The organism is Chryseobacterium gregarium DSM 19109 (assembly GCF_000430845.1).
GTDB lineage: Bacteria > Bacteroidota > Bacteroidia > Flavobacteriales > Weeksellaceae > Chryseobacterium > Chryseobacterium gregarium.
The window spans coordinates 188,730-215,091 of record NZ_AUMU01000001.1 but is presented as its reverse complement, the minus strand read 5'-3'; the positions used below and the strand labels follow the sequence as shown (position 1 = coordinate 215,091).

Below are 26,362 nucleotides of genomic sequence, written 5' to 3'. Positions count from 1 at the left end.
TCTTTTTCAGAGGCGGAATATTTCTTTCCTGTTCTATATTAAAATCATCAGGTAATCTCCGGCAATTTACTTTCAAAAAAAAACAAATAAATAATTGATTATCACTATTTAAAATCCTTATTTATAATAAAAAATGACTTTTTTATTATAAATAAAAATCATATACAGACTTAAAATAAAGGATACATTGACAGGGATTAAAATATTTAATGATAAATAATGTGAGAAATATTTTGAAAAGTACGAAAAAGGATTATTTTTGCATTACTAATAAACTGAGTTGAAGAAAATTGTCATTTTTTCATTATTTCTGTCAGGAATTGTTTCTTATGCACAAACAGGAACAAACGTTTTTCCGTTTTTAAATCTTCCTGTATCTGCCAGACAGGCTGCTTTAGGCGGTGATGCAATTTCTATAAGAGATCATGATGTATCCTTTGCCATTGCAAACCCCTCTTTGTTAAATAAAGATTCTGATAACCAGCTTTCTTTAAATGCCACAGCATATCTTGCTGATTCTAAATACGGGACGATTGCTTATGCCAAAGATTTTGATAACGGCCACATGGCTACGATCAATGCGAGGTACATGAGCTATGGAGATATTCCCAGAACTGATGAAAGCGGTTTTGAAAACGGAACCTTTAACGCTTCTGATGTAGCGATCGGAGCCGGATATGCCTATCAGTTCGAGGAAGACTGGACCATCGGCGGAGGATTGAATTTCATTACGTCAAAAATCGACAGCTATACGTCTTCTGCCGTTTCAGGAAATGCAGGCGTTACTTACCATAACAGGAAAAATAAGGAAACAGCTTCTCTGGTGTTCAGGAATTTCGGTTATCAGTTCAAATCTTTCAACGGGACAAGGGAAAACCTTCCGTTCCGGGTAGATATAGGATATACTAGAACTTTAAAAGCCATTCCGTTAGCCATTACGGTCACGGCTCATGATTTACAGGAGTTTGACATTTCATCTCCATATAATGTAAACGGTCAGGAAGTGAATGCAGGCAGAAAAATTGCCGATCACTTTTCCCTGGGTGCCGAACTATTCCCTGAAAAAGGATTCAATATCAGATTAGGATATAATGTGAAAAGAGGAAATGAACTTGCGGTGGCAGACCAGAGGAACTTCTCAGGCCTTTCTGCAGGATTCGGAATTAAAATTTCAAGGTTCCGTGTAGATTATGCCCATGTACGGTATCACAATTCTTCAAATGTCAATCAAATCGGGGTTTCGGTAGATCTTACCAGCCATGCCGGCGAATAATTTACATCATAAAATATATCAAAATAAAAGGACCTTAAGAATTTTCTTAAGGTTTCTTGATTTTTAAGAAAAATTCTTTGAAATTTGCAGTATGAAAAAACCTGTTATAGCAATCGACGGCTACTCCTCCACCGGAAAAAGCTCCATCTCCAAAATCATTGCCGAAAAACTTGGACTTATTCATTTGGATACGGGTGCGCTTTACAGAGGCGTAACTTGGTTTGCACTCCAGAACTGCCTTGATCAGAATGGTATGATCGACCTTAATAGGTTATTTTCATCATTTGATCAGATCGATCTCGAATTTAGAAACAACCATGGCGAACTGATCCTTTTTCTTAATCATATCGATATTTCAAAAGCCATCAGAACGAATGAGGTTTCTGAAAATGTAAGCTTTATTGCCAAACAGAAAGAAGTACGGGATTTTTTACTCCGGTATCAGCGTGCCTTGGCAGAAAATGGCGGTATTATAATGGACGGGCGTGACATTGGGACAGTGGTATTACCTGATGCCGATTATAAATTTTTTATGACAGCCAGCATAGACGAAAGAACAAAAAGGCGGTATCAGGAACTCATCAGTCTCGGCATTGAAGCCGATGAACAGCAGGTGAAACAAAACCTGATGATACGCGATAAGATTGACAGTGAGCGTGAGATAGCTCCGTTAAAACAGGCCGATGATGCCATCGTTATTGACAATACTTCTATTGACAAAAAAGAAACTATTGACCGCATTTTGTCATACATAGATAATATTTGACATTTTTTATAGTGTCACAACTGCTTTTGGTATGTTAATTGTACATTTCATCACAAGTAAAAGCTAATATTTATTAACTATTAAAAAAAACGAAAATGTCTAAGAAAAACAATACAGCAGGTGTTTTGGCAGGACTTCTTGCAGGAGCCGCAGCAGGTGTTATTTTAGGAATGCTTTATGCTCCGGAAGAAGGTAAAGAAACAAGAAAAAAAATTAAAGACAAGGCGGGCGATCTTAAAGATCAGGCTAAAAACAAGTACGGAGAAGTTTCTGAAAAAGTAAAAGATCAGTACGGAAACATTTCTTCAACTTTTAAAGAAACTGCCAGCAGTGTAGCTAACACAGTAAAAGACGGATATGATAAATACAAAGATCAGATCGTCTCAAAAACTGCAGATGTAGTTAAAAATGTAGAATCTGAACTGAATGATTTAAAATAATAATTTATCTAGATAAATTATGCAAAGGAACTTTATAAATAAAAGTTCCTTTTTTTATAACTTTAAAGAAAAACAATGATTGAAACTTTAAAAGAATATGCGTCCAAAAGGATCGATCTCCTGAAAATAGAAGCTACGGAAAAATCTTCGCTTTCAGCCGGAATGATTACCTACCTCGTTCTTATGCTGGTGGCCTTTGGTTTTTTCATTATCCTTTTTAATTTCGGGATTGCCTTCCTTATTGGCGAAGCATTAGGAAACCATTCTTACGGCTTCCTGATTGTAGCAGCTTTTTATATGCTGATCATGATCATTATTATGATGTGTAAAAAGAGAGTGGTCAACTTTGTGGCAGACAAGGTCATTAAATTTTTAAATCATTAAACTATGGGCAGAAAGTATGAAAGTTTAGAGGAATTAAGAAGAAAGAAAAAGCTGTTGAAAGAGGAAATCGACGGTTTGGAGAATCTCCTTACATTCAAGAATACGAAAGAAAGCCTGAGTGCATTCACCAATGGCTTAACTGATCAGTACCTGCAGGAAAAAGTAGATGAAGACGGCGATGAAAAAGTAGTTCTGAGAAAAGATGTGATTGCCCATCAGATTTCTTCGGAGATCAAGGATGCACTGATCAATAAAAAAGCTGCCATGAGCATTGCCAATACTGCGCTTAAAAGTGACGCTTTTGACACCCTGATCAAACTCGGAGTAACTGCCATCGTAGGAAACTATGCAAGGAAAAGCCTGAAAAGCGCCAACTGGAAGAAAAAGGTCCTCGGTACGGCAATGATTTATCTTGCCCCTATCGCCCTTCGATTCTTAAGAAAGAAACTGGAAACATACCAGAAAAACAAGAGTGTTTCCAGCATGGAACAATTAATCTGAAAGTCAAATTTAGATTTTAGAAGTCAACAAAAATTATATTGATTTTTAAAACTGACTTCTAAAATCTAATACCTTTCATTCAGAGAACAGCTGCCCTAAAATGATTCCTGCAGCCATGGACACATTAAGGCTTTCTGTAGACTGAGATTTTCCGAACCTCGGGATCATAATGCTTTTTTGAAGGAATTTTTCCGTTTCCGGTCGTATCCCTTTCCCTTCATTCCCCAAAATTAAATTTATTTTTTCCGGCTTTTTGAAGGTGTAAATATTCTCCCCTTCCATATCGGTGCCGATATTTACATTTTCCGTAACGGATAAATACTCGGATATATCAGTATACACGATATTCACCCGTGTAAATGATCCCATACTGGCCATAATGACTTTCGGGTTATAAAAATCGACGGTATCTTCGCTGCAGATGATCTGTTCAATTCCGAACCAATCTGCCAGCCGGATCATTGTACCCAAGTTTCCAGGATCCTGAATGCCATCCAGCACCAATTGGATATTCTTATCTTCAAATTTTACCACTTCCGACAGGTAACATAACGCCACTGAATCTTTAGGGTTTTGTAGGAAACTGATTTTTTTCAGTTCATTTTCAGAGATATGAATAACGGGTGTCTCCACACGATCCAATTTTTGAGGATCGGTAGAAAATATTTCTTTAATTTTAAAATCCGAATTACGAAGTTCAGTAATGATTTTGTTGCCTTCAACCAAAAACAAATTGTATTTTTGCCTGAACTTCTTTTTATCTAAAGACTGTAAAACTTTTATTGTATGAGCTGTAAGCATTATAAGAATTCTCCTCAAAAGTATTATAAAATTATATCATTTGCAACATTTGTAGGGCTCATTTATGCTTGTAGTACCACTAAAAAAGTTCCGGCCGGCGATTACCTGCTGGTTGAAAACAATTTTGAATTTACAGATAAAAAGGCATTTTTCGACAGCGAGTTAAAAGGTTACGTACAGCAGAAGCCCAATAAAAGGCAGTTTCTCTTTATGCCACTGAGTTTATGGCTCTATAATGCCGCTAATCCAAAATACGATACCATTCTTAACGAATACATGACCTATCCCAACGAACTGAGAAATCAAAAATTAAGAGATTCTCTTTTTGTTAAATATAATATGAAGAGCAGTGTCGGAAAAAGTCTTTTTTTTGACCGGCTTTACCACAGCTGGGGTTCTGCTCCGGTGATATTGGACCAGACCAAAACTGAAAAAGGGGCACAATCCATTGAAAAAAGATTAACTTACCGTGGATACTGGGATGCTGAAGTGAAATTCAAGCATGACCTGGATTCTGCTTCCAAAAAAGCGGCAGTCACTTATTTCATTACCCATAATGATCCGACCTATATTAAAGAATATTACTACAATATAACAGATCCGGCTGTAAAAAACGTCTACCAGCAGAAAATTCATGAGAGCCTGGTAAAACAGGGAGAAATCCTGGATCAGACTGTCCTGGAAAAAGAGGTGACAAGAATTAATGAGCTGATGAAGGATTACGGGTATTATAAATTTAATAACCTTGGCGATGAAGTCTATTTCGTTGCCGATTCCCTTAAGAGCAGAAAACAGGTTCCTCTGACGCTGGAAATCCATAAAGATTCCACAAACTCTCCGTATAAAGTAGCCACTATAGGAAACATTGATATTGCCATTGTAGATGAAACCGGTGAATATCCTAAGAAAACAAAAACAGACAGTCTAAGAGGAATAAGATTTCATAAAATCAATAATCAATATGATTCCCGGGCGATATGGAGAGCCATTACGGTCGGGCATAAGCAGGTGTATGATCAGAAAAAATTTGATCTGACCAAAAGAAATCTTCTGTCGATGAATAATTTCAGCATTTTAAAATCGAGGGATTCTTTAAGATATGGAGGCGGCACTGCACCTAACGACAGTATCATTGATGTGATGTATGTCCTGAAGCCACTGCCGAAATATGAACTGAAACTGGGTACGGATATCAATTATTCCCAGCTTTTAAACTTAGGCGTATCCCCTTCAGTGGATTTAACGACCAGAAACATTTTCAGAGGGGCGGAAAACCTTTCAACCAGCATTGCCGGAACATTCGGATCAATCAGAAGTACAAAAGATATCAACAGCAGGGTTTTAGCCTATGAACTATCTGCCCAGGCTTCACTTAACTTCCCGAGATTACTGTTGCCTTTCGATTACTATAAATTACTGCCGAAAAGATACAGCCCCACTTCATCAATTGTTCTCGGAACTTCCGTACAGAATAATATAGGTCTTGGCAGAATCAATTTCAATACCGGGCTCAATTACCTTGCAACGGTCAACGATAAGGTTTCACACAGGCTGACCCTGTTTAATACGCAATTGAGTTTAACGAAAAACAAAGATGCATATTATGATTATTTTGTAAATGATAAGGAAATTCAGGAAGATATCTTTAAAAATTATTTTGAATCTAATCCTGCAGTTGCCCAGCAGTACCATTCCGGGCAGCTGAGTATAGATGAGGTTTCCAGACTGATTACGCTGGATATGAATTATGCTTCCAATCTTGATCAGGCAGGGGCTGACCGTTTTATTGCATTTGTAGGAACACTGGTCAATAAAGACCGGCAGACCCAAGATGTCCTGATTTCTTCCTTCATATATAATTTTATTTATAACGAAATCGGTAAGAAAAATTATCCGAACGCTTTCTATTTTAACGGAAAAGTGGAGCTGGCCGGAAATATATTCAGCATTTTTAATCAGAAAAGAAATGAAGGGGGAATTATTTCAAGCCCGGAAAGGACGATTTTCGGAGTTCCCTATGCCCAGTTTGTAAAATTTGACTTTGATGTAAGAAAATATTTTAAGTTTAATAACAATACACTGGTTCTCCGTCAGTTCCTAGGACTTGGGATTCCTTATGGAAATTCTTCCAGCATGCCGGTGATCCGTTCTTATTTTAACGGCGGATCCAATGACATCAGAGCCTGGGTGGCTTTCGGAGGACTTGGACCCGGGGATTCACAGATCGATGAAAGGGTGCGTACTTATCAGACGGAGAATATGAAATTAACGACGAACATTGAGTTCAGGGTTCCTTTCAGCGATATGTATGAAGGAGCAATTTTCACAGATATCGGAAATACGTGGAGCCTGAATAATGACAATGAAGGATACGGAAATGAGTTTAAATTCAACAGGTTTATAAGGCAGATGGGCGTCGGCAGCGGATTCGGATTAAGGGTAAATGTGGCCTATATTACATTAAGAGTAGACCTGGCCTATAAAATGTATGATCCGAACAAACCGGAAGGCGACCGTTGGAGGCTGAAAGATTTCCAGCCGTTCAAACCGACTTTAAATATTGCATTCGGATATCCGTTCTAAAAAATGTATAATAGCAGCTTGAAAAATCTTGTTGCTATTAATCCGGCGAAATCCCCAACGCCAGATAGACTACCGCCACTGTTCTCGCGAGAATTTCCCTGAACTGGTTCCTGTAATAGCTTTCAGGTTTGCTGACATCCTGCGCATCAAAACCCAGTGCATTCATATTGTTGTTTCTTGCAAACAATAAAGCTCTCAGGTTATGAAATCCCTGGGAAACAATAATCACGTTGTCTTTTTTGTATACATCTTTGCAGCGCAGAATGCTCTGATAGGTATTGAATCCTCTCGGATCTTCCGTGATGATCTCTTCCGGTACTCCTTCCTGGTAGATCAGATAATTTTTCATCGCTGCCGGCTCATTATATCCTTTGCTCTTTTCACCGCTCACAATAATTTTCCGGATCCGTCCATGGTGGTACAGCAGGGCTGCTGCGTCCATCCTTTTCGTAAAATAAGGATTCGACTGCCCTGATCTCATCTTTGGCGATGTCCCGAGCACCAAAGCGATTTCCCTCGGCGGGATTTTGGAAATTTTGGTATAGGTTCTCCCGTCCGTCAGGGCGAACACCCATGCATTGGAAAGGCATATCAACAGAATGCCCATTTCTATTGATATGAATATCAGATTAAATATGTTTTTTATTATTCTCAACTAAGATCAAAGTTAAGCTTTATTTTCCTGCTTTTCGCAATAGACATGCAGGCAAGAATATGCCTTTTCTCTTCTTCTTTTTCGGTCAGATATTCATTTTCCAGCAGTTCTACTTCGCCTTCTTCCAGAGTGCATTCACAGCTTCCACAGATGCCCGATTTGCAGGAATATGGTACATTGTATTTCTGAATCAATAATTGCTGAAGGATCCTTTCCTTATTAGTAGGAAGTTCAGTATTGTATTGTTTACCAAGCATAGTAAACTCCACTTCAACATTTTCTATCAGCGGAAATTCTTTTTCCACAGGATAAATATCATCATTGTATTCTTCAAAAAGCTCAAAGTGAATATTTTTCTTCGGAATCCCGTGATGATAGCATGCATTAGCCAATGTTTTGATCATCTCTCCTTTCCCGCAGATCAGCACTTCATCTACAGCATCCCAGATGGTAGATTCCTCATCCGTATCATCCAGATGAAGGATCTGATTGATAATCAGGCTTAACCTTTTTGCGTCCAGCCTTCCGTAAAACAGACTGTTAAGCGGTTTCTCCCGAGAATAAAAATAGAAAATCTGAAGCCTGCCTCCGCAGGTTCTGGCAAGGTTATCCAACTGTTCCCTATACATGAGTTCCTCAGAATTCTTATTGCCGAAAAATAAGAACATCCTTGTTCGCGGCTCATTATGAAGAATATTTTTGAAATGGCTTAGGATCGGAGTAATCCCTATTCCGGCGGCAAATCCTACAATCGTCCGGAATTCGCTGGGTTTAGATATCAGGGTAAACCTTCCGGCAGGCTCGCTCACTTCGATTTCATCACCGGTATTATAGTTTCTGAATAATTGGGAAGCGGCTCCCACGGCAGAATTGATCTTAATTCCCAATGCTATTTTCCCTTCATATGGTGCTGAAGTCATTGAATAATCATTAATGACCTCTTTACCCTGGGACTGAAATTTTATACTGACAAACTGCCCGGCATCAAACCTGAAATTCTCTTTAAGATGCTCAGGAATCTCAAATTCCAGAGCGAAAGTATTTTTGGTCAGTTCTTCCTTTTTCGTTATTTTTAGCCAATGAAACCGTGTAAGTTTCCCTTTATAGATTTGTTGTTCCATACTTCAATTCAAAAATAGAAAAAATATTATGAAAAAGATAATTTTATCCACGCTTGTTCTTTTTGCTTTGGCAAGTTGTAAAAAGGAAAGCGAGAAAAATAACGAAGCGGCGGCAGCAACAGATTCTGTTTCTGTCCCGGAAACACCTTCTCCAGCTGTTTCATTGAAAGAAGTTAATCCAGACAATATTTCAAGAATCTTAAATAATAAAAACGATACCCTGTATGTAACGAATTTTTTCGCTACCTGGTGTGGCCCATGTGTAAAGGAAATACCCCATTTCAAAAATAAAATTGAGGAACTTAAGGGAAAACCGGTCAAGATTACCTTTGTAAGTTTAGATCAGAGAGATATCTGGAGCACCGAAGTTCCCCGTTTTACAGCAGAACACGGAATTCAGGATTATACCGTTCTTCTGGACGGACAGCTTATGGATGCCAAATTTTTTAAGAACAACTTTAAGCAGTGGGACGGCGGTGCCATCCCTTTTACCTTTATGAGAAAAGGCGATAAAACAGACGAAACCCTGGGAATGATCAGTGAGGATATGCTTACTTCAAAAATCAATTCCTTTTTAAAATAAAAAGTGCATCTGCATTTCTAAGAATGTCTAAAAAATTTAAAATCCTGTATTTACTTTTACTGATTGCAATAATTTTTACCGCAGTTATCAATCTGAACACAGGATTTTTAAGCCTAAACTTTAGCGATTTTTTTGGAGAGTCAGCAAACAGCCAGATTGCGGAAATCCGTGTAAACCGTGTGTTTGTAATGCTTTTAGCGGGACTTTCCATTCCCACTTCGGGGTTTCTAATGCAGGAATATTTTCAGAACCCTTTAGCCGGACCGGATATCCTGGGAATCACTTCCATCGCAAGTCTTTCGGTGGCTTTTTATATTTTCTTTTCATATGATATTGATCTTCCGGAACTCCTTCAGAACAGCTTTCTCAGTCTGTCTTCAATTGCAGGCAGTCTGGTTCTCATGTTGGTCCTCTTATCCATGTCAAAAAGATTTACAGATAAATCATACCTGATTATTTTTGGTTTTCTGGTTTCCGCTTTTGCCGGAGCAATCGTTTCCCTACTTCAGTTTTATGCTGAAAATCAAAGTCTGAAAAATTATATCTTATGGTCTTTCGGGGCAAACAATATGGTTTCCAGAAGCCAGATTTATGTGTTGTCCATACTGGTGTTCATCGGGTTATTTATTTGCTTTAAAAGCATAAAACCTTTGATAGGAAATTCTTTGGGATCTGCTTATGCGAGAAGTTTAGGCGTAAATTTAAATCAATTGAAACTCCTGATCATCATCGCCTCTTCCCTGCTCTCGGCCTCTGTTACGGCATTTCTGGGCCCTATTTTATTTATCGGGATTATTGTCCCGCATTTTTGCAGGCTGATCTATAATCCGGCAAAGCTCTGGCAGCAGTGGGGGCTCAATATGCTTCTCGGAATGCTGATCATGTTACTGTTCTCCGTTATTGCTGAAAAATCCCAGATCCCTCTGAATGTGATCAGTTCTCTCTTCGGAATCCCTGTTATCCTGACGATGCTTTTGAAACAGAATAAATCTGTACATCCATGATCAGTTTGAGAGAATCATTTTAATCAGGGAGTAAACATAAACTTATTTAAATCTGCGAAGAATAAAACTGAATACAATGCACCTACAAATCAAACAAGCCGATATCGGTTATGAGACAACCTTAATTTCAAATGCAGATGCCCATCTGAATTTAGGGGAAGTGTGCTTGCTGATCGGGAACAATGGTGTAGGAAAAACCACTTTAATCAGATCTATCTTACATCAGACGCCTTTATTAAGCGGAGAAATTTCAATCAATAATAAAAATATAAAAACCCTTTCCGTAAAAGAAATTGCAGAAAATATTGCCGTTGTTTTCTCAAAATCGGTTATTCCGCAAAATTATACGGTTGAAGACCTTATTTCATTAGGGAAATATATTTACTACCCTTTCTATTTTGAACTCAGAAAAGAAGATATAGAGGAAGTTTCGGAGATTATCAGAGAACTGGATCTGGATCAGTATAAAAATACTTTATTACATAATCTTTCAGACGGGAATCTTCAGAAAGCCTTTATCGGAAGAGCACTGACCCAAAACTCCCCTATTATTATTCTCGATGAACCGACGACTCATTTGGATGAAAAAAATAAAATTATTATCCTTAAAACACTCCGGAAGCTTGCGAAAGAACAGAATAAATTAATTCTTTTCTCTTCCCACGACTGGCGGCTGTCCAAAGAATTTGCAGACAAAATATGGTATGTAAAGGAAACTCATTTATATTCCGGAATTGTTGAAGATATCCTGCTTCAGCACCATGAGCTGACAAATGTTTCATTATTTCAGGTTAATGAAAACTTTATTGCGCCGATAATTACCGCGCAGGAACTTTATAAAGAAATGTTGTATTCTCTGCTTCAGAAAAATTTCCGGAAAGATCTCTCGTCTTTGCATTTCCGTTTTCAGGATACATTTTGGATAATTTCCAATGATTCTTCAGAATACCAATGCGAATCATTTGAAGAAATCATTAATTTAGTAAAAACCCTGTATTAACACGTCTTTTTCTTTGCATAATTCACATGCTATGCATGCATAGTATTATGCTAATCATACAATTTAACAGCCTTATTATCAGATTATTAACAAATTTTAACGTTAATAAATACTATGCATGCATAATATTTGCTACATTTGAATAACACCCTTTCAACAATAACGATGGATAACAAAGATAAAATAGAAAATGTAGATTTAATTTTAAAGCAGACCTGGCTGGCTGTTTCTAAAATGTATACAGATCTTGCACAGGAACATGATTCTACGGCTGTTCAGGCTCTTACGCTTCTTAAAATAGATCCTAAAGAAGGCACAAGAAGTACAAACCTGGGACCTAAAATGGCTATTGAGCCTACTTCTCTTACAAGAATTATCAAACTTCTTGAGGACAACGGCTATATCTATAAAGAAAAAACAACCACAGATAAAAGAGAGGTTATTATAAAGCTTACCGATAAAGGGCTGAATTCCAGAAATATGTCCAAGGAAGTTGTGGTTAATTTTAATAAAAGAATCATGGAGAAAATTGCTCCTGAAAAATTAGAAACGTTTAAAGAAGTCATGACGGAGATAATGAAGATCGCAACGGATCTGAATAACAGAAAATAAACAATGATTTCCCAAGTGCCAGTCTGATAGAGAAAAAATGTGGATGCCATGACATTCTTCTTAGCGTCCTTATTTCATTCAGCACGGCAGATGTATAAACCAAAATAAATAATAAATAGAAAAATAATGAAAAGAAGAATCAAACATGTCACCGTTCTTGGTTCAGGAATTATGGGAAGCGGTATTGCGGCGCACTTTGCCAATATTGGAGTTGAAGTTTCGTTGCTGGATATCGTTCCTTTTGAATTGTCTGAAGCAGAACAGAAAAAAGGTTTGACCAAAGAAGACAAAGCTGTTCGTAACAGAATCGCTTCCGAAAGCTTTGAAAAACTCAAGAAAGCAAGCCCAGCACTGCTCTATTCTCCAAAATTCGCCGATAGAATCAAGATTGGAAATTTTGATGATGATTTACAGAAAATAAAAAGTACGGACTGGATTATTGAAGTGGTGGTTGAAAAACTGGATATCAAAAAATCAGTATACGAAAAAATAGAGCAGTTCAGAAAACCCGGAACACTGATCTCTTCAAATACCTCAGGGATTCCTATTCATTTCCTAACGGAAGGAAGAAGCGAAGATTTTAAGCAGTATTTTGCAGGCACACACTTTTTTAATCCTGTCAGATATCTGCCGCTTTTAGAAATTATCCCTACCAAAGATACGCTTCCTGAAGTCATTGACTTCTATATGAATTACGGAGCGAAATTCTTGGGCAAGACAACCGTTTTAGCAAAAGATACGCCGGCATTTATTGCCAACAGGATCGGGGTTTTCTCCATGATGGACCTCCTTCACAATGTCCAGAAATTAGGGCTTACCGTTTCTGATGTTGATAAATTGACGGGCCCGGTAATCGGACGGCCGAAATCGGCGACCTTCAGAACGGCCGATGTGGTCGGACTGGATACTTTAGTGATGGTAGCCAACGGTGTCCGCCAGAGCGGTGCTGAAGCGAATGATTTCAATGATGTTTTTGCCCTGCCGGATTACATCCAGAAAATGGTTGATAACAAATGGTTAGGTTCAAAGACACAACAGGGATTCTATAAAAAAGTAAAAGGTACAGACAGGAAATCCGAGATTCACGGATTGAATCTTGATACCCTAGAATATGAACTTCAGGGGAAATCCTCATTCCCAACTTTAGAATTAACCAAAACGATCGACAAACCGATTGACCGCTTTAAGGTGTTAATCGGTGGAAAAGATAAAGCCGGAGAACTGTACAGAAAATCTTTGGGAGCCTTATTCGCTTATGTTTCCCATAAAGTCCCTGAAATTTCTGACGAAGTATATAAAATCGACGATGCGATGAGAGCCGGCTTCGGCTGGGAAAACGGTCCTTTTGAAATCTGGGATGCAGTCGGTGTTCAGAAAGGCATTGAACTGGCTAAAGACGGAGGCTACGAAGTTTCAGACTGGGTAAAAAATGTAGAGACGTTTTATAAAGTCAATGATGAAGGACAAAGCATTTACGTTGATAAAAATTCAGGAGAATATAATAAAATTCCGGGGCAGGATTCTTTCATTATTTTAGATAATATCAGAAAAAACAAAACGCTTTGGAGCAATTCGGGAGCTTCTATTGAATACCTAGGCAACGGAATCATCAACTTTGAAATCCGTTCTAAAATGAATTCTTTGGGAGGAGAAGTTCTGGACGGATTAAACAGGGCGATTGATTTAGCTGAAAAAGAATATGACGGACTGGTGATTGCCAATCAAGGTACCAATTTCTCTGTAGGCGCAAATCTGGCGATGATTTTAATGATGGCGATCGAACAGGATTGGGATGATTTGAATATGGCCATTGCTTATTTCCAGAAATCCATGATGAGGGTTCGTTACTCCTCTATTCCTGTAGTGGTAGCACCTCACGGAATGACGCTTGGCGGCGGTTGTGAAATGACCATGCATGCCGACAGGGTTGTTGCCGCAGCAGAAACCTATATCGGATTGGTGGAAACCGGAGTCGGTGTAATTCCCGGCGGTGGCGGAACGAAAGAACTGACCTTGAGAACGTCAAGGGAATTCCACAATGATGATGTTAAAAACAACAGGCTCCGCGAAGCGTTCATGAACATCGCGATGGGCAAAGTGGCTACTTCCGCTTATGAAGCCTATGACATGGGAATCCTTGAAAAAGGAAAAGATATCGTTGCCGTTGATAAAAGAACACAGATCAAAACAGCAAAAATGCTGGCCCTGAGTTTAGCAGAACACGGCTACACTCAGCCTATCGAACAGAAGGTAAAAGTTTTGGGTAAAGATGCATTGGGCATGTTCTATGTAGGGACCGACCAGATGTTAACCGGAAATTATATCTCGGAACATGACAAAAAAATCGCAGATAAACTGGCCAATGTCATGGTCGGCGGAAATCTTTCCGAACCCACAGTTGTCACGGAACAATACTTATTGAACCTTGAACGAGAAACCTTCCTTCAGCTTTGTGGTGAAAGAAAAACACTGGAGCGAATCCAGTATATGTTACAGAATGGGAAACCGTTGAGGAACTAGATTTTCTTGTAAAATGTAAAAAGTATTAATGTATTAGCCATGCACAATTTCAGAGATTTAGAAGTTTGGACAAAATCAATGAAACTTTGTAAAATATTTTACTTAGCTTCAAATAATTTTCCTAAAGACGAAATGTATGGATTGACATCTCAGTCAAGAAGAAGTTTATATTCAATTCCGTCTAATATAGCTGAGCGTGCGGGTCGAGATACAAATGCTCAATTTTCATATTTTCTTAATATTGCTTTAGGTTCTTCATTTGAATTTGAAACACAAATATTAATTGCCAATGATTTAGGTTTCTTTAAAGAAGATGAATTTAATAGTCTCTATTCAGAAATCAAACATATACAAAATATGCTGGCAAAATTGAAGCAGAAATTTAATACTCAAGCATTTTAATTCATATATACATTTTACATAAATACTTTAATACATAATGAAAACAGCATATATAGTAAAGGGTTTCAGAACAGCCGTTGGAAAAGCGCCAAAAGGAAGTTTACGATTTACAAGACCCGACGTTATGGCAGCTACCGTGATTGGAAAATTAATGGCTGAGCTTCCGCAATTGGATAAGAACAGGGTTGACGACCTCATTGTAGGGAATGCCATGCCTGAGGCCGAACAGGGCCTGAATGTTGCCCGTCTGATCTCTTTAATGGGATTGAATACCGATAAAGTTCCCGGCGTTACCGTTAACCGGTATTGTGCATCCGGAAGTGAAGCGATCGCCATTGCTTCCGCAAAAATCCAGGCCGGAATGGCCGACTGCATTATTGCAGGCGGTACAGAATCCATGTCATACATTCCGATGGGCGGTTACAAACCGGTTCCCGAAACGGATATTGCCAGAACCAATCCTGATTATTATTGGGGAATGGGTTATACGGCGGAAGAAGTTGCCAAACAATACAACATTACCCGGGAAGAACAGGATCAATTCGCTTTTGAATCCCACATGAAATCTTTAAAAGCGAATCAGGAAGGAAGATTTGCCAGTCAGATTGTCCCGATTCCTGTAGAATATAATTTCCTGGATGAAAATCAGAAAATGCAGACCAAAAAGTTCGACTTTTCTGTAGATGAAGGTCCGAGAAAGGATACCTCTCTTGAGGGCCTTGCCAAACTTAAACCGGTTTTTGCCAACGGCGGAAGCGTGACTGCCGGAAACTCTTCCCAAATGAGTGACGGAGCCGCTTTTGTCATAGTGATGAGCGAAGAAATGGTAAAAGAATTAGGATTGGAACCTCAAGCACGGCTGGTAGCATATGCCGCGGCCGGACTGGAGCCTAGAATTATGGGAATGGGACCGTTATATGCCATTCCGAAAGCATTGAAACAGGCCGGATTAGATCTTAAAGACATTGAGCTCATTGAAATGAATGAAGCATTTGCCTCTCAGTCCGTAGCTATTAAAAAGGAATTGGATCTCAATCCGGAAATCCTGAATGTCAATGGCGGTGCCATCGCTTTGGGCCACCCGCTGGGATGTACCGGAACAAAATTAACCGTCCAGCTGCTTGATGAAATGAGAAAACGCGGCAATAAATACGGTTTGGTAACCATGTGCGTGGGAACGGGTCAGGGTGCGGCCTCAATTTTCGAGCTTCTTTAAAATAATTTTGAATCGTGAATTTTAAATTTTGGATCAATACAAAAGGGCTATTAAGAAGTGGAAACTCTATTGAGCAAATGTACAGGAAGCTTTGGCCGGTTTTTCAGAAAGATTTCCTTTACAAAATGTCAATATCAAGTAAAGAAGCAAGAGAAACCCAATATTGGATTGATTTGTTATCACAATCTCAATTAGTAAAATATAATGAGACAAAATATAAGTCAGAAATACAAAGTATCGTAAATATATTGACTTCAATTGTTAAAACACTTCAGGATAAATTAAGGCAGCAGACATAATTCAAAATTCAAATAAAATAACTTCAATTTAAAATAAAACAATGAATAATATACTAAAAGGCGGCGAGTTCCTGATCAAGGAAGTTCCTGCACAGGAAATCTTCACTTTAGAAGAGCTCTCAGAAGAGCAAAAAATGCTTCGTGATTCTGCAAAAGAATTTATTGACCGGGAAGTTATTCCTCAAAATGTAAGGTTTGAAAAGAAAGATTACGCCTTAACCGAAGAAAAAATGCGGAAGCTGGGTGAAATGGGACTTCTGGGGGTTGCGGTTCCTGAAGAATACGGCGGTCTCGGAATGGGCTTTGTGAATACCATGTTGGCCTGCGATTACTGTTCGGGGGCAAACGGTTCCCTGGCAACGGCCTACGGTGCCCACACCGGAATCGGCACCCTTCCTATCCTGTTGTACGGAACGGAAGAACAAAAACAGAAATACCTTCCGGATCTGGCGACAGGTACAAAATTCGGAGCGTACTGTTTAACAGAACCGGATGCCGGTTCTGATGCTAACTCCGGAAAAACAAGGGCAAAACTTTCTGAAGACGGGAAACATTATATCATCAACGGACAGAAAATGTGGATTTCCAATGCCGGTTTTGCAGAAATTTTCATTGTCTTCGCTAAAATTGAAGATGATAAAAACATCACAGGATTCATTGTAGAAAAAGAAGGGACCGAAGGGTTAAGTTTCGGTGAAGAGGAACATAAACTGGGAATCCGCTCGTCTTCAACGAGACAGGTATTCTTTACGGATATGAAAGTACCTGTTGAAAACCTTTTAGGGGAAAGGAACAATGGTTTCAAGATCGCTTTAAATGCACTGAATGTAGGAAGAATCAAACTGGCGGCAGCCAATCTGGACGGACAGAGAAGAATCTTAAACCATTCCCTGCAATATTCCAGCGAAAGAAAGCAGTTTGGTGTTTCTATTTCAACATTTGGAGCCATCAGAAAAAAACTGGCGGAGATGGCTACCGGGATTTTCGTGTCCGAAGCCGGAGCCTACAGGGCCGCAAAAGATGTTGAGGATAAAATCAATGAGCTGGTTGAAGGCGGAATGAACCATCAGCAGGCTGAATTAAAAGGTGTGGAAGAATTCGCTGTAGAAGCCTCAATCCTTAAAGTGTTCGTTTCAGATTTAACACAGCATACTGCCGATGAGGGAATTCAGGTATACGGTGGAATGGGATTCTCTGAAGAAACTCCGATGGAAGCGGCTTGGAGAGATTCAAGAATCGGAAGGATCTATGAAGGAACCAATGAGATTAACCGTCTTTTATCTGTCGGAATGCTGATCAAAAGAGCGATGAAAGGTGAACTGGATCTGCTGTCCCCGGCGATGGCAATTTCAAAAGAATTAATGGGCATCCCGTCATTTGAAGTTCCTGATTATTCTGAATTCATGAGTGAAGAAAAAGCAATTATCGCCAACCTTAAAAAAGTGTTTTTAATGGTTTCAGGGGCTGCGCTTCAGAAGTTCATGATGGATATTGAAAAACAGCAGCATTTATTATTGAATGCGTCTGAAATCCTTAACCAGATCTATATGGCGGAATCTGCAATTCTGCGAGCTGAAAAACACTTCTCTGCAGACTCAGCAGAAGCATCCATGGCCCAGCTTAACCTTTATAAAGCCGTTGAAAAAATCATCACGTCAGCAAAAGAAGGAATCATTTCTTTCGCCGAAGGTGACGAACAGAGAATGATGCTTTCCGGATTGAGAAGGTTTACAAAATACACTAACAATCCGAATGTAGTGGCACTGACTGAAAAAGTAGCTGCCCATTTTATCAATAAAGGAGGATATTAGTCTTCTATATATAAATTTGATTTCTTAATTAAGCGTCTCAGTAATTGAGGCGCTTTTTATTTTAATATTAATTTTTTTCATCAAGTCATAATAAAAAAAGTCTAAAATGTCTTATAATAATAAAGACCGATCTTGAACAGTTTTAAAAATTATTTTTATTTTTAGCAAAAATTACCCTTATGAAAATTATATTTTTCACCTTTGTTTTTATTTCAGTTTCGCTTTCTGCACAGCAAAAAGAGAAAAGGCAGTTAATTCCTAAGACCGATACGGTGCGGATGAAAAAACCGGATCTCAATACAAAGGATATTAATTCAGCAGAGCGGGAGAAAGACCTTTATAAAATTCCCACGGCCAGGCCTGCAAACGATTCTGTATATTCCGGCATGAAGGATAAAAGGAAAGATTCGACAGATTATAAAATACTGAACGGGATAACTCCTGAAAATAAAAAAAATACGCCGGGAAGATAAATCCGGCCTAGAATCTAGTCTTATAGATAAACATAAGCCTGTATTGATATTTATTAAAAATAATTATAAAATATAGCCTCAGGATTTAAGGCATTTTTTATTTTTGCACTTTACATAGTATAATGACAAAAGAAGAACTGCTCCACAGAGCTATTAAAATTGCTGATAAAGCACATAAAGGCCAAACCGATAAATATCATGCTCCTTATATAGCTCACGTGATGCGTGTCATGGAATACGGCAAAACCATGGATGAAAAAATCGTTGGCGTGCTGCATGATGTTGTGGAAGATCACCCGGCAGAATTCAGTCTGGATTATTTAAGAGACGAAGGATTTCCCGAATACATCATTTTTGCGATCAGCTGCCTGACAAAATTTGATCCTGAAGAGGAATACGATGATTTCGTGAAAAGAACAGAACGGTCTCCTCTTGCTGTGGCCGTAAAATTAAATGATCTCCGTGACAATATGGATCTGAGAAGGGTAAACCGCGAATTAGCTCAGAAAGACATCAAAAGATTCAATAAATATTTAAAGGCTTACCATTATTTGATTGATAAATATTAATCTGCTCCCGGGAAATGATAGGTTCTTGCAGGAGGATTGGTATCGTCGATATTGATGTTGATAGCAAGATATAAAAAGTGGGCATTTTTATTTCCTTTCGCTTCAAATTCCCTTTGCCAAAGGTATCCTCCCAGGATCCCGAAGTTCTGATCAATCTGATATCCCAGGCCTCCGTATACCCTGTTTCTTGCAAAAGCAGGTTTTATAGGGCTGACAATAAAAATTTCGTCATAAGCATTGGCGAATAAAGTGCCAGGCTCAATTTTCTTGGCATTCAACGGAACTGAAATATTCAAACGGTAACGGTACCGCATTCTCTCGGAATTTTTATCTGTCTGAGGCTCATAAAACCAAGACTTTTCAGCACGGAATCTGTTTTCAAATTTCACAACTCCTTTTTTGAAATCAATAACGTCCTGTAACCATACCCTGAACTCTTCTTTGTTAATGGCGTGATCTTTATAGGTTGCGTATCTTCCCAAACCGATAAAAGGTTTATGGTTCTTGGTAAGGTTATACCCAAGCCCGCCTTTTATTTCATAATAATCAGGATAGGTATAATCTTCAATACTTCTCATCTGCCCTTCGGCATATAGAAAAAATTTCGGGTGAAACTTATAGGTTAAGGTCAGCGCATTGAAGGCGGAAATATGTTCCTGCGCTTTAAAAAACGTAAGACTTAAAAATAAACTAAGGCTTAGAAAAAGTTTCATCTTAAAAAAATTTCTGCAAATGTAAATGAATTAACAATTTCGTAATATTAACTTTAATTCATCCTGTATTAACATTTACTTAATATTGATATTATAAGAAAAGCCGATATGGAACCATCTTTGCGGCATGGCAACGCCAAAAGTTTCCGTATATGAAGTATTTGTTACATTATTGACCAGAACGTACACCGAAAAGTCTTTTTTAACAAAACTTAATTTTTCATCCAGTAAATGGTAGCTTCCGTTATTCATCCGCTGGTTATAACGGTAAACAAGTTCATTGGTGAAGTTTTTCAGGAATTTGGTTTCCAATTTTGCAATTACCTGATGCCTCAGATTATCTAAAAGGTATCTTGCGGCAAATTCACCTACAGAGTTTAATGTATTGTCCAGATAAGTGTATCCCACCGAATACTTCAGCCAGCCGTTAAATTGGTGACTGAGCTCAAATTCTAGCCCTTTACTGCTCGTATCCCCAATATTCTGAGCATACCAGACAGGGTCGTTCAGTGAAATTTTTGTCCAGTCTATAGAATTATGGGAATCCCTCAGAAAACCGCTTACTTTTACTAAAATATTTTTAGTCTGGTACTGATATCCTATTTCTGCAGAAACTGCATTTTCAGGTAACAGATCAGGATTTCCCTGTTCCGTCTTACTTACATAATAAAGATCGGTAAACGTGGGCACCCTTGAAACCCTTGAAATATTTCCGTAGATCTTATTGTTCGGGTCGAAATTATAGCCGACATCCAATCCGGGATAGAAGAAATTTCCGTTCGTGGAATAATTCGCCCAGGAAAATCCCGGACTGATATTTAATTTTTTATCCAACAGGGAAAAATGGTGTTCAAAGAAAACCTGGGAAACAAAACGGTCACGGTGCCCTAAATTATTACTTGCCAGAAATTCTTTTCTCAGTTCCACGCCGACTCCTGTGGTTCCCAATCCCCACTGGTAGCTGGAATTCACTTCTCCACCGACATTATTTCCGATGTGCATATTTCTGTAAATTTCAGGTTTCGCCCTGTTGAACAGATACATATCCTGCCCTCTTCGCCAATAGACATTCGAGTGGATCTTTAGATTTTTAAAGGTCTGCTGATGGGACAGACTTATTACTGAGGCCTGCGTTTCTTCATACTGCTCGGTGGCCTTGGCAGAAGAATAAAACCCGTTGGCTCCGAACTTTTTCTCAGAAAACCCTGCCTGTAATCTGATGTCCCCGTCTTTTATGGCTAATTTACTCTGATAAAAAACATTCCTGATTTCATAATCGGTATTGTACATATACCCTTGAGACGAATTGGAATTTGCCGCAAGCGTATTTGAAAATTTCTCATTTCCCAGCTGCGCATTCAGTCCGAAGCCAAACGTTTCGTAATCCCCGGCTTCTGCACTTATTTTCACCCTTTTCCCGAGATGGGTTTTGGTAATGACATTAATAACTCCTGCATAAGCATTTTGCCCGAAACGTCTTGCTCCCGGACCTTTGATGACCTCGATTCTTTCCACATCTTCCAGATCAATCGGTAAGTTCATAGAATTATGCCCGGTCTGAGAATCGCTCATCCTTATTCCGTTTAAAAGCAGAAGAACCTGCTCGGAAGAACTTCCCCGAAAAGCAAGATCACTCTGTACACCATTTGCGCCCCTCCTTCTGATATCCATCCCGGAAACCTGCTGAAGGATCTCGTCAATACTTTTTGCCGGGGAATTTTCAATCTCCTGTCTTGTAATAAGGGTGATATTCTGGTTGGCAATTTTATAGGGTACTGAAATCAGTTTTCCCTGAATTTCAATACTGTCGATGTCAGTTGATTTTTCCTGCGCGTGAGCGAAAAATAAAGTTCCAAGGAAAAATATATTTCCTGCTTTTTTAATCATATGATCAGAATTATTCTCAGTTAGTTCGGAAGCCCAAAAGTAATGGAGTTTGGGAATACACACAAATGATAGATGTCATGAAAAAAAATGCAGTTCCGGCGGCAGATTCCAGGACGTGAATTCAGGGTCTTATATTTCCCTCCTTAAAAGTATCACGACATCCCTGAATAATTTTCACATTCCGAATTGCTTATTGAGAAATATGATTTTTATGTATTTTTCAATCATAATAAAACTTTAAATATAGTCTGCTCTTTTCGGATATTATATAAAATGAAGAAAATTTTAGACTTAATTAGATGTTTCAGTATCTATGGGTTTTTAGCACCTCATGTTGTTTTACAGAAATTTATACTCCATTATTAAGCTATTAAATTGGTCACGATCAATGAAATCAATTTGTATTATTTGTGCTTAATTAAAAGATCAGAATCCGTCAAAAAGTCGTAATTTTGTTAGTCTTAATTTTACTATGGCTAATACAACAGATATAGATATTAAAAAGCAGATTTTCGTTAAGAATGCACATCTCAACAATCTGAAACACATCGACGTCCTGATCCCGAAAAATAAACTGATTGTCATTACAGGCGTTTCCGGAAGCGGAAAATCTTCCCTGGCTTTTGACACCATTTATGCGGAAGGGCAAAGAAGATATGTGGAAAGTCTCAGCTCTTATGCACGCCAGTTTTTAGGGAAACTGGAAAAACCTAAAGTGGATGACATTAAGGGTCTGGCTCCTTCCATTGCCATCCAGCAGAAAGTCATTTCTTCTAATCCGAGATCAACGGTAGGGACTTCTACGGAAATCTATGATTACATGAAGCTTCTTTTCGCAAGGATCGGGAAAACATTTTCTCCCGTATCCGGTGAAGAAGTGAAAAAAGATTCGGTTTCCGATGTGGTGGATTTTATTAAATCATCCAAGAAAGACGCTTCATTTTTGCTGGCTGCGCCCCTGGAATATGATGCGGAAAATTTTACTGAAAATCTGAACGTATTAAAACTGGCAGGTTTTACACGACTGGAAATCGGCGGAAATGTTGCGGGGATCGAAGATCTGGAAAGTTTTGGGTTTACGCCCGAAAAGGGAATGAAAATCAATCTGGTGATCGACCGTTTCTCTTATGAGGAAGATGAAAGCTTTTTACAGCGTCTGGCAGATTCTATCCAGATGGCTTTCTATGAGGGACGGGGATACTGCTCGCTGAAAAATACAGATACCGGGAAAGTAAAAGAATTTTCAAATAAATTTGAACTGGACGGAATCGAATTTCTGGAACCTAACGTTCATTTTTTCAGTTTTAACAACCCTTACGGCGCATGCCCGACCTGTGAAGGCTACGGTAAAGTAATCGGAATTGATGAAGACCTGGTGGTTCCCAATAAAGCCCTGTCGGTTTTTGAAGATGCCGTGGCTTCATGGAGAGGAGAAAGCATGAGCGAATGGAAAAAAGACTTCATTAAAAAAGCAAAAGACTTCCCGATCCACAAGCCTTACCACCAGCTGACCAAAGAACAGAAAAAATACCTTTGGAAAGGCGACGGCAAAAGCACCTTCCCGTCCATCGATAATTTCTTCAGAATGCTTGAGGAAAATTTATACAAAATCCAGTACCGGGTCATGCTTTCCCGTTACCGCGGAAAAACACTCTGCCCTACTTGTGAAGGTTTAAGGCTGCGTGAAGAAACGACCTGGGTAAAAATCGACGGTCATAACATCCAATCGATGATTGAGCTTCCTATGGATGAGCTTTTTCCTTTAATCAAAGGATTAACACTATCGGAACACGATCAGGAAGTGGCAAAAAGGCTGTTATATGAAATCAGTACCCGCCTTGAATTTTTATTAAAAGTGGGCTTAGGGTATTTAACCATAAACAGAACATCCAACACACTTTCCGGTGGTGAAAGCCAGAGGATTAATTTAGCAACAAGCCTGGGAAGCTCACTGGTAGGATCTATCTATATTCTGGATGAGCCGTCCATCGGGCTGCACTCCAGGGATACGGAAAATTTAATTGAAGTCCTTAAAAACCTCCGTGATCTAGGGAATACCGTTATCGTGGTCGAACATGATGAGGATGTGATGAAAGCTGCAGATTATATTATTGATATCGGCCCTGAAGCCGGTTATCTCGGTGGTGAGCTGGTTTTTGCAGGAAATTATAAAGAACTGAAAGATGCAGATACCTTAACGTCAAAATACCTTACGGGAAGACTGGAGATTGAAGTTCCGAAAAAGCGGAGAAAAGCAAAAGAATGGATCCATATTAAGGGCGCACGTCAAAATAACCTTAAGAATATCGATGTTGATATTCCATTGGAAAGCCTTGCCGTAATTTCGGGGGTTTCCGGAAGCGGAAAATCGACTTTAATGAAAGAAATCCTGACGAATGACATTCAGATTCAGTTGGGCATGGGCGGAAAAAAAGGCGAATACGATGCTGTAGATTTTCCTAAAAAACTGATCAAGCATATCGAATTAATCGACCAGAACCCGATCGGAAAATCTTCCCGTTCAAACCCTGTAACCTATCTGAAGGCTTACGATGATATCAGAGATTTATTCGCCAAGCAGAAAGTTTCAAAAATGATGGGCTATAAGCCAAAACATTTCTCTTTCAACGTTGATGGCGGAAGATGCGACGAATGTAAAGGAGAAGGCGTGATCAATGTATCGATGCAGTTTATGGCGGATATTGAACTGGAATGTGAAGTCTGTAAAGGGACCCGTTTCAAAAATGAAATCCTGGAAGTGAAATTTGACGAAAAAAATATTTCCGATATCCTTCACATGACCGTAGATGAGGCACTGGCATTTTTCAAAGATAACAATGAAGATAAAATCGTAACCAAACTGAGGCCTTTACAGGATGTCGGTCTGGGATATCTGCAGTTAGGACAAAGCTCTTCCACCCTTTCCGGTGGTGAAGCCCAGCGTGTGAAACTGGCATCGTTTCTTGTCAAAGGTGTGACGACGGATAAAACATTGTTTATTTTTGATGAACCTTCCACAGGGTTGCATTTTCATGATATTCAGAAATTACTGAAGTCATTGCAGGCTCTGATTGATCTTGGCCATTCTGTGATTGTCATTGAACATCAGCCGGATATCATTAAATCAGCCGATTATATCATCGACATTGGACCGGAAGCCGGAAAACACGGCGGTGAAGTTGTTTTCGCCGGAACGCCGGAAGAACTGGCCAAAGATAAAAAATCCCATACCGCGAAATATATCAAAGAAAAGCTGGAAAATTAAAAAATGAACAGAGAGTATTTTTACTCTCTTTTTTTGTATAGTATAGAAAAGGAACTTTCACGAGTAAATGTTTCATCTGTGATTGTTGAAACCAAAAAGCTCAGCTCAATCTGTTACCGTTACTTTTCTCTTTTATTTTTAGATGCAGAGAGAAAACCAATCATCTCTTCTTTTATTATATTTTACCGGCATTTTAAAAACTTTTATCCTTTCACTTTTTTCAGAATTGATTTCCAGAAAGTCATTCCCTTTTAATAATTTGTGTTGCAGACTGATTCGTGAGTTCTTTTTTTGACGATTAAGTTATTAACAATACATTGTGGATAACTTGTGGGTTTTAACATTCAATTCATTGAAAGCAAGAAATTTATTCCTACATTTACTCTGTAATACATCTGAAAATGAATTCAATTTTTGCTTTTTTCAGTTCTGAAATTGCAGTTAAATTTATAAAAATTTAAGCACAGCGTTGTCGGCTGTGCTTTTTTATTGTTGTCTAATTAAAAAAATGAGATGTTTTATCTACTGAGCCCGTTCCTAAAGAGCGGGTTCTTTTATTTTTAAATTTTAAATTTATTTATTATCTTTGGGCCCACGGTCTCATAGTTCAACGGATAGAATAGAAGTTTCCTAAACTTTAGATCCAAGTTCGATTCTTGGTGAGATCACCAATACTAATGATAAACAGGCAAGAATTATTTGTCTGTTTTTTTTATTTTCTGATTCCGTCAACTCAATATTGAGTATATGAGATCACTCTAGAAATAATAAAACCGGCAATATAAAATTACCGGCTGATAAAACAAAAATTGATATGGATATGATTGATACGTTTTTGTTATTACAAATTTATATTTATTTAGAATTGATAAAAATAATAAATCTGTGATTTTTGTCAGTTTTCTGATATTCGCAGCCAGTAATCATATTTATTTATTGACTTAACTCATCGGATTCTTGTCAGCTGGTCCAGTTTTTTCAACAGTGCAGGAATTCTGAAATCTCCGTACATCTTTTCTATTTTTTCTTTAATCTCATCGGTGCCGGCACCTTTTACAGTAAGGAACAGTGGAACTTCGCTTTCTCCCCGAAAGATCATCTTTCTTTGCAAATCGGGAGTACCGAATTCATTTTTCGCAATTCCGATAACCGGGAATTTTTGCTCCAAAGCTTCATAGAGATAACCTCCCAGTCCCATTTTCCCTTCATTACCTAATGTAATATATCCGTCAACAATAATAAGATCACCTTCACGCAGTTTAATCTGTTTTAGCAGACTGAGGATACACGGCAATTCCCTTTTATAAAATGCACCGCTTTCATAACCGGAAGTAATTTCTGTTTTCTCCATGAAAACCTGGGTTTCTTTTTCAGAAGTCCATTCTTCAAAAGCAATGCATACCGTATAGGCATAGTCCTCGAAATAATAGGTATCAAAAGCGTAAATCATTGTTTATGGATAATTTTAAACTTATTAGAGTTTG

The 26,362-nt window shown here is 38.5% G+C and carries 24 protein-coding genes and 1 tRNA gene; 19 read left to right on the top strand and 6 right to left on the bottom strand.

The genetic code is table 11. The features are described 5' to 3' along the window. Positions 1–280 precede the first annotated feature (280 nt). The 5 genes from porQ to H561_RS0101100 all read left to right on the top strand — a co-directional run bounded on the left by porQ (position 281) and on the right by H561_RS0101100 (position 3,364). Positions 281–1,273: a type IX secretion system protein PorQ gene (porQ, locus tag H561_RS0101120; protein ID WP_027385324.1), complete on the top strand. Its 993-nt coding sequence runs from the start codon at positions 281–283 to the stop codon at positions 1,271–1,273. 91 nt (positions 1,274–1,364) lie between these two features. Beyond that, entirely contained in the window at positions 1,365–2,039 is a 675-nt protein-coding gene (cmk, locus tag H561_RS0101115) for a (d)CMP kinase (protein WP_027385323.1), read from the top strand. Between the two features lie 95 nt (positions 2,040–2,134). Then, a complete protein-coding gene (locus H561_RS0101110; RefSeq protein WP_027385322.1) occupies positions 2,135–2,479 on the top strand; it encodes a YtxH domain-containing protein in 345 nt (114 codons plus the stop codon). A 75-nt stretch (positions 2,480–2,554) separates the two neighbouring features. Beyond that, on the top strand, positions 2,555–2,863 hold the full coding sequence (locus H561_RS0101105; RefSeq protein ID WP_027385321.1) for a phage holin family protein: 309 nt from the start codon (positions 2,555–2,557) through the stop codon (positions 2,861–2,863). A 3-nt stretch (positions 2,864–2,866) separates the two neighbouring features. Next, the gene (locus H561_RS0101100) at positions 2,867–3,364 is read left to right on the top strand and encodes a hypothetical protein (protein ID WP_027385320.1); all 498 of its coding nucleotides are present in this window, start codon (positions 2,867–2,869) and stop codon (positions 3,362–3,364) included. A 75-nt stretch (positions 3,365–3,439) separates the two neighbouring features. Here the strand turns inward: H561_RS0101100 and H561_RS0101095 are convergent, their stop codons facing one another. Next, positions 3,440–4,165, bottom strand: coding sequence for a TrmH family RNA methyltransferase (locus tag H561_RS0101095; protein ID WP_027385319.1), 726 nt, complete (start codon positions 4,163–4,165; stop codon positions 3,440–3,442). On the opposite strand from H561_RS0101095, the gene tamL reads away from it, so the two are divergent. Beyond that, positions 4,151–6,748: a translocation and assembly module lipoprotein TamL gene (tamL, locus tag H561_RS0101090; RefSeq protein ID WP_027385318.1), complete on the top strand. Its 2,598-nt coding sequence runs from the start codon at positions 4,151–4,153 to the stop codon at positions 6,746–6,748. The genes H561_RS0101095 and tamL overlap by 15 nt on opposite strands. A gap of 37 nt (positions 6,749–6,785) precedes the next feature. Here tamL and H561_RS0101085 read toward each other — a convergent pair whose 3' ends face one another. Both H561_RS0101085 and H561_RS0101080 read right to left on the bottom strand, forming a co-directional pair. Beyond that, positions 6,786–7,403, bottom strand: coding sequence for a SanA/YdcF family protein (locus tag H561_RS0101085; RefSeq protein ID WP_027385317.1), 618 nt, complete (start codon positions 7,401–7,403; stop codon positions 6,786–6,788). Next, on the bottom strand, positions 7,400–8,524 hold the full coding sequence (locus tag H561_RS0101080; RefSeq protein ID WP_027385316.1) for a ferredoxin--NADP reductase: 1,125 nt from the start codon (positions 8,522–8,524) through the stop codon (positions 7,400–7,402). Before H561_RS0101080 ends, H561_RS0101085 begins: the two co-directional genes overlap by 4 nt. Before the next feature lie 28 nt (positions 8,525–8,552). Between H561_RS0101080 and H561_RS0101075 the strand changes: the two genes are divergently transcribed. The 11 genes from H561_RS0101075 to H561_RS0101025 all read left to right on the top strand — a co-directional run bounded on the left by H561_RS0101075 (position 8,553) and on the right by H561_RS0101025 (position 19,013). Continuing rightward, positions 8,553–9,107: a TlpA family protein disulfide reductase gene (locus H561_RS0101075; protein ID WP_027385315.1), complete on the top strand. Its 555-nt coding sequence runs from the start codon at positions 8,553–8,555 to the stop codon at positions 9,105–9,107. 23 nt (positions 9,108–9,130) lie between these two features. Then, entirely contained in the window at positions 9,131–10,111 is a 981-nt protein-coding gene (locus H561_RS0101070) for an iron ABC transporter permease (protein WP_027385314.1), read from the top strand. Positions 10,112–10,187: 76 nt separating this feature from the next. Continuing rightward, positions 10,188–11,111, top strand: a complete 924-nt coding sequence (locus tag H561_RS0101065; RefSeq protein ID WP_027385313.1) for an ABC transporter ATP-binding protein — start codon at positions 10,188–10,190, stop codon at positions 11,109–11,111. Between the two features lie 165 nt (positions 11,112–11,276). Beyond that, positions 11,277–11,723, top strand: a complete 447-nt coding sequence (locus H561_RS0101060) for a MarR family winged helix-turn-helix transcriptional regulator (RefSeq protein ID WP_027385312.1) — start codon at positions 11,277–11,279, stop codon at positions 11,721–11,723. A 126-nt stretch (positions 11,724–11,849) separates the two neighbouring features. After that, positions 11,850–14,243 (top strand): 3-hydroxyacyl-CoA dehydrogenase/enoyl-CoA hydratase family protein, encoded by a 2,394-nt coding sequence (locus H561_RS0101055; RefSeq protein WP_027385311.1) that lies wholly within the window; start codon positions 11,850–11,852, stop codon positions 14,241–14,243. Between the two features lie 39 nt (positions 14,244–14,282). Further along, entirely contained in the window at positions 14,283–14,645 is a 363-nt protein-coding gene (locus tag H561_RS0101050; protein ID WP_027385310.1) for a four helix bundle protein, read from the top strand. Between the two features lie 37 nt (positions 14,646–14,682). Beyond that, positions 14,683–15,861, top strand: a complete 1,179-nt coding sequence (locus H561_RS0101045; RefSeq protein ID WP_027385309.1) for a thiolase family protein — start codon at positions 14,683–14,685, stop codon at positions 15,859–15,861. A 77-nt stretch (positions 15,862–15,938) separates the two neighbouring features. Then, positions 15,939–16,160, top strand: a complete 222-nt coding sequence (locus H561_RS24460) for a four helix bundle protein (RefSeq protein WP_394330836.1) — start codon at positions 15,939–15,941, stop codon at positions 16,158–16,160. A 41-nt stretch (positions 16,161–16,201) separates the two neighbouring features. Then, the gene (locus tag H561_RS0101035) at positions 16,202–17,971 is read left to right on the top strand and encodes an acyl-CoA dehydrogenase family protein (protein ID WP_027385308.1); all 1,770 of its coding nucleotides are present in this window, start codon (positions 16,202–16,204) and stop codon (positions 17,969–17,971) included. A 179-nt stretch (positions 17,972–18,150) separates the two neighbouring features. After that, entirely contained in the window at positions 18,151–18,444 is a 294-nt protein-coding gene (locus H561_RS0101030) for a hypothetical protein (protein ID WP_027385307.1), read from the top strand. Between the two features lie 122 nt (positions 18,445–18,566). Continuing rightward, positions 18,567–19,013 carry a phosphohydrolase gene (locus H561_RS0101025; RefSeq protein WP_027385306.1) on the top strand — a complete coding sequence of 149 codons (447 nt, stop codon included), beginning with the start codon at positions 18,567–18,569 and terminating at the stop codon, positions 19,011–19,013. On the opposite strand, the gene H561_RS0101020 is transcribed toward H561_RS0101025, so the two are convergent. Then, positions 19,010–19,726 carry a DUF2490 domain-containing protein gene (locus H561_RS0101020; protein ID WP_027385305.1) on the bottom strand — a complete coding sequence of 239 codons (717 nt, stop codon included), beginning with the start codon at positions 19,724–19,726 and terminating at the stop codon, positions 19,010–19,012. The genes H561_RS0101025 and H561_RS0101020 overlap by 4 nt on opposite strands. Before the next feature lie 75 nt (positions 19,727–19,801). Next, positions 19,802–21,613 (bottom strand): TonB-dependent receptor plug domain-containing protein, encoded by a 1,812-nt coding sequence (locus tag H561_RS0101015; protein ID WP_027385304.1) that lies wholly within the window; start codon positions 21,611–21,613, stop codon positions 19,802–19,804. Between the two features lie 472 nt (positions 21,614–22,085). On the opposite strand from H561_RS0101015, the gene uvrA reads away from it, so the two are divergent. Both uvrA and H561_RS0101000 read left to right on the top strand, forming a co-directional pair. After that, entirely contained in the window at positions 22,086–24,878 is a 2,793-nt protein-coding gene (uvrA, locus tag H561_RS0101010) for an excinuclease ABC subunit UvrA (RefSeq protein WP_027385303.1), read from the top strand. 596 nt (positions 24,879–25,474) lie between these two features. Further along, a tRNA-Arg gene (locus H561_RS0101000) sits at positions 25,475–25,549 on the top strand. 275 nt (positions 25,550–25,824) lie between these two features. Here the strand turns inward: H561_RS0101000 and H561_RS0100995 are convergent. Next, positions 25,825–26,328: an endonuclease V gene (locus H561_RS0100995; protein ID WP_027385301.1), complete on the bottom strand. Its 504-nt coding sequence runs from the start codon at positions 26,326–26,328 to the stop codon at positions 25,825–25,827. Positions 26,329–26,362 lie beyond the last annotated feature (34 nt).

Coding starts and splice junctions, on each gene's coding strand:
- cmk (WP_027385323.1), top strand. CDS start 1,365: ATGAAAAAACCTGTTATAGCAATCGACGGCTACTCCTCCACCGGAAAA.
- H561_RS0101110 (WP_027385322.1), top strand. CDS start 2,135: ATGTCTAAGAAAAACAATACAGCAGGTGTTTTGGCAGGACTTCTTGCA.
- H561_RS0101105 (WP_027385321.1), top strand. CDS start 2,555: ATGATTGAAACTTTAAAAGAATATGCGTCCAAAAGGATCGATCTCCTG.
- H561_RS0101100 (WP_027385320.1), top strand. CDS start 2,867: ATGGGCAGAAAGTATGAAAGTTTAGAGGAATTAAGAAGAAAGAAAAAG.
- tamL (WP_027385318.1), top strand. CDS start 4,151: ATGAGCTGTAAGCATTATAAGAATTCTCCTCAAAAGTATTATAAAATT.
- H561_RS0101095 (WP_027385319.1), bottom strand. CDS start 4,165: ATGCTTACAGCTCATACAATAAAAGTTTTACAGTCTTTAGATAAAAAG.
- H561_RS0101080 (WP_027385316.1), bottom strand. CDS start 8,524: ATGGAACAACAAATCTATAAAGGGAAACTTACACGGTTTCATTGGCTA.
- H561_RS0101075 (WP_027385315.1), top strand. CDS start 8,553: ATGAAAAAGATAATTTTATCCACGCTTGTTCTTTTTGCTTTGGCAAGT.
- H561_RS0101070 (WP_027385314.1), top strand. CDS start 9,131: ATGTCTAAAAAATTTAAAATCCTGTATTTACTTTTACTGATTGCAATA.
- H561_RS0101065 (WP_027385313.1), top strand. CDS start 10,188: ATGCACCTACAAATCAAACAAGCCGATATCGGTTATGAGACAACCTTA.
- H561_RS0101060 (WP_027385312.1), top strand. CDS start 11,277: ATGGATAACAAAGATAAAATAGAAAATGTAGATTTAATTTTAAAGCAG.
- H561_RS0101055 (WP_027385311.1), top strand. CDS start 11,850: ATGAAAAGAAGAATCAAACATGTCACCGTTCTTGGTTCAGGAATTATG.
- H561_RS0101050 (WP_027385310.1), top strand. CDS start 14,283: ATGCACAATTTCAGAGATTTAGAAGTTTGGACAAAATCAATGAAACTT.
- H561_RS0101045 (WP_027385309.1), top strand. CDS start 14,683: ATGAAAACAGCATATATAGTAAAGGGTTTCAGAACAGCCGTTGGAAAA.
- H561_RS24460 (WP_394330836.1), top strand. CDS start 15,939: ATGTACAGGAAGCTTTGGCCGGTTTTTCAGAAAGATTTCCTTTACAAA.
- H561_RS0101035 (WP_027385308.1), top strand. CDS start 16,202: ATGAATAATATACTAAAAGGCGGCGAGTTCCTGATCAAGGAAGTTCCT.
- H561_RS0101030 (WP_027385307.1), top strand. CDS start 18,151: ATGAAAATTATATTTTTCACCTTTGTTTTTATTTCAGTTTCGCTTTCT.
- H561_RS0101025 (WP_027385306.1), top strand. CDS start 18,567: ATGACAAAAGAAGAACTGCTCCACAGAGCTATTAAAATTGCTGATAAA.
- H561_RS0101020 (WP_027385305.1), bottom strand. CDS start 19,726: ATGAAACTTTTTCTAAGCCTTAGTTTATTTTTAAGTCTTACGTTTTTT.
- H561_RS0101015 (WP_027385304.1), bottom strand. CDS start 21,613: ATGATTAAAAAAGCAGGAAATATATTTTTCCTTGGAACTTTATTTTTC.
- uvrA (WP_027385303.1), top strand. CDS start 22,086: ATGGCTAATACAACAGATATAGATATTAAAAAGCAGATTTTCGTTAAG.
- H561_RS0100995 (WP_027385301.1), bottom strand. CDS start 26,328: ATGATTTACGCTTTTGATACCTATTATTTCGAGGACTATGCCTATACG.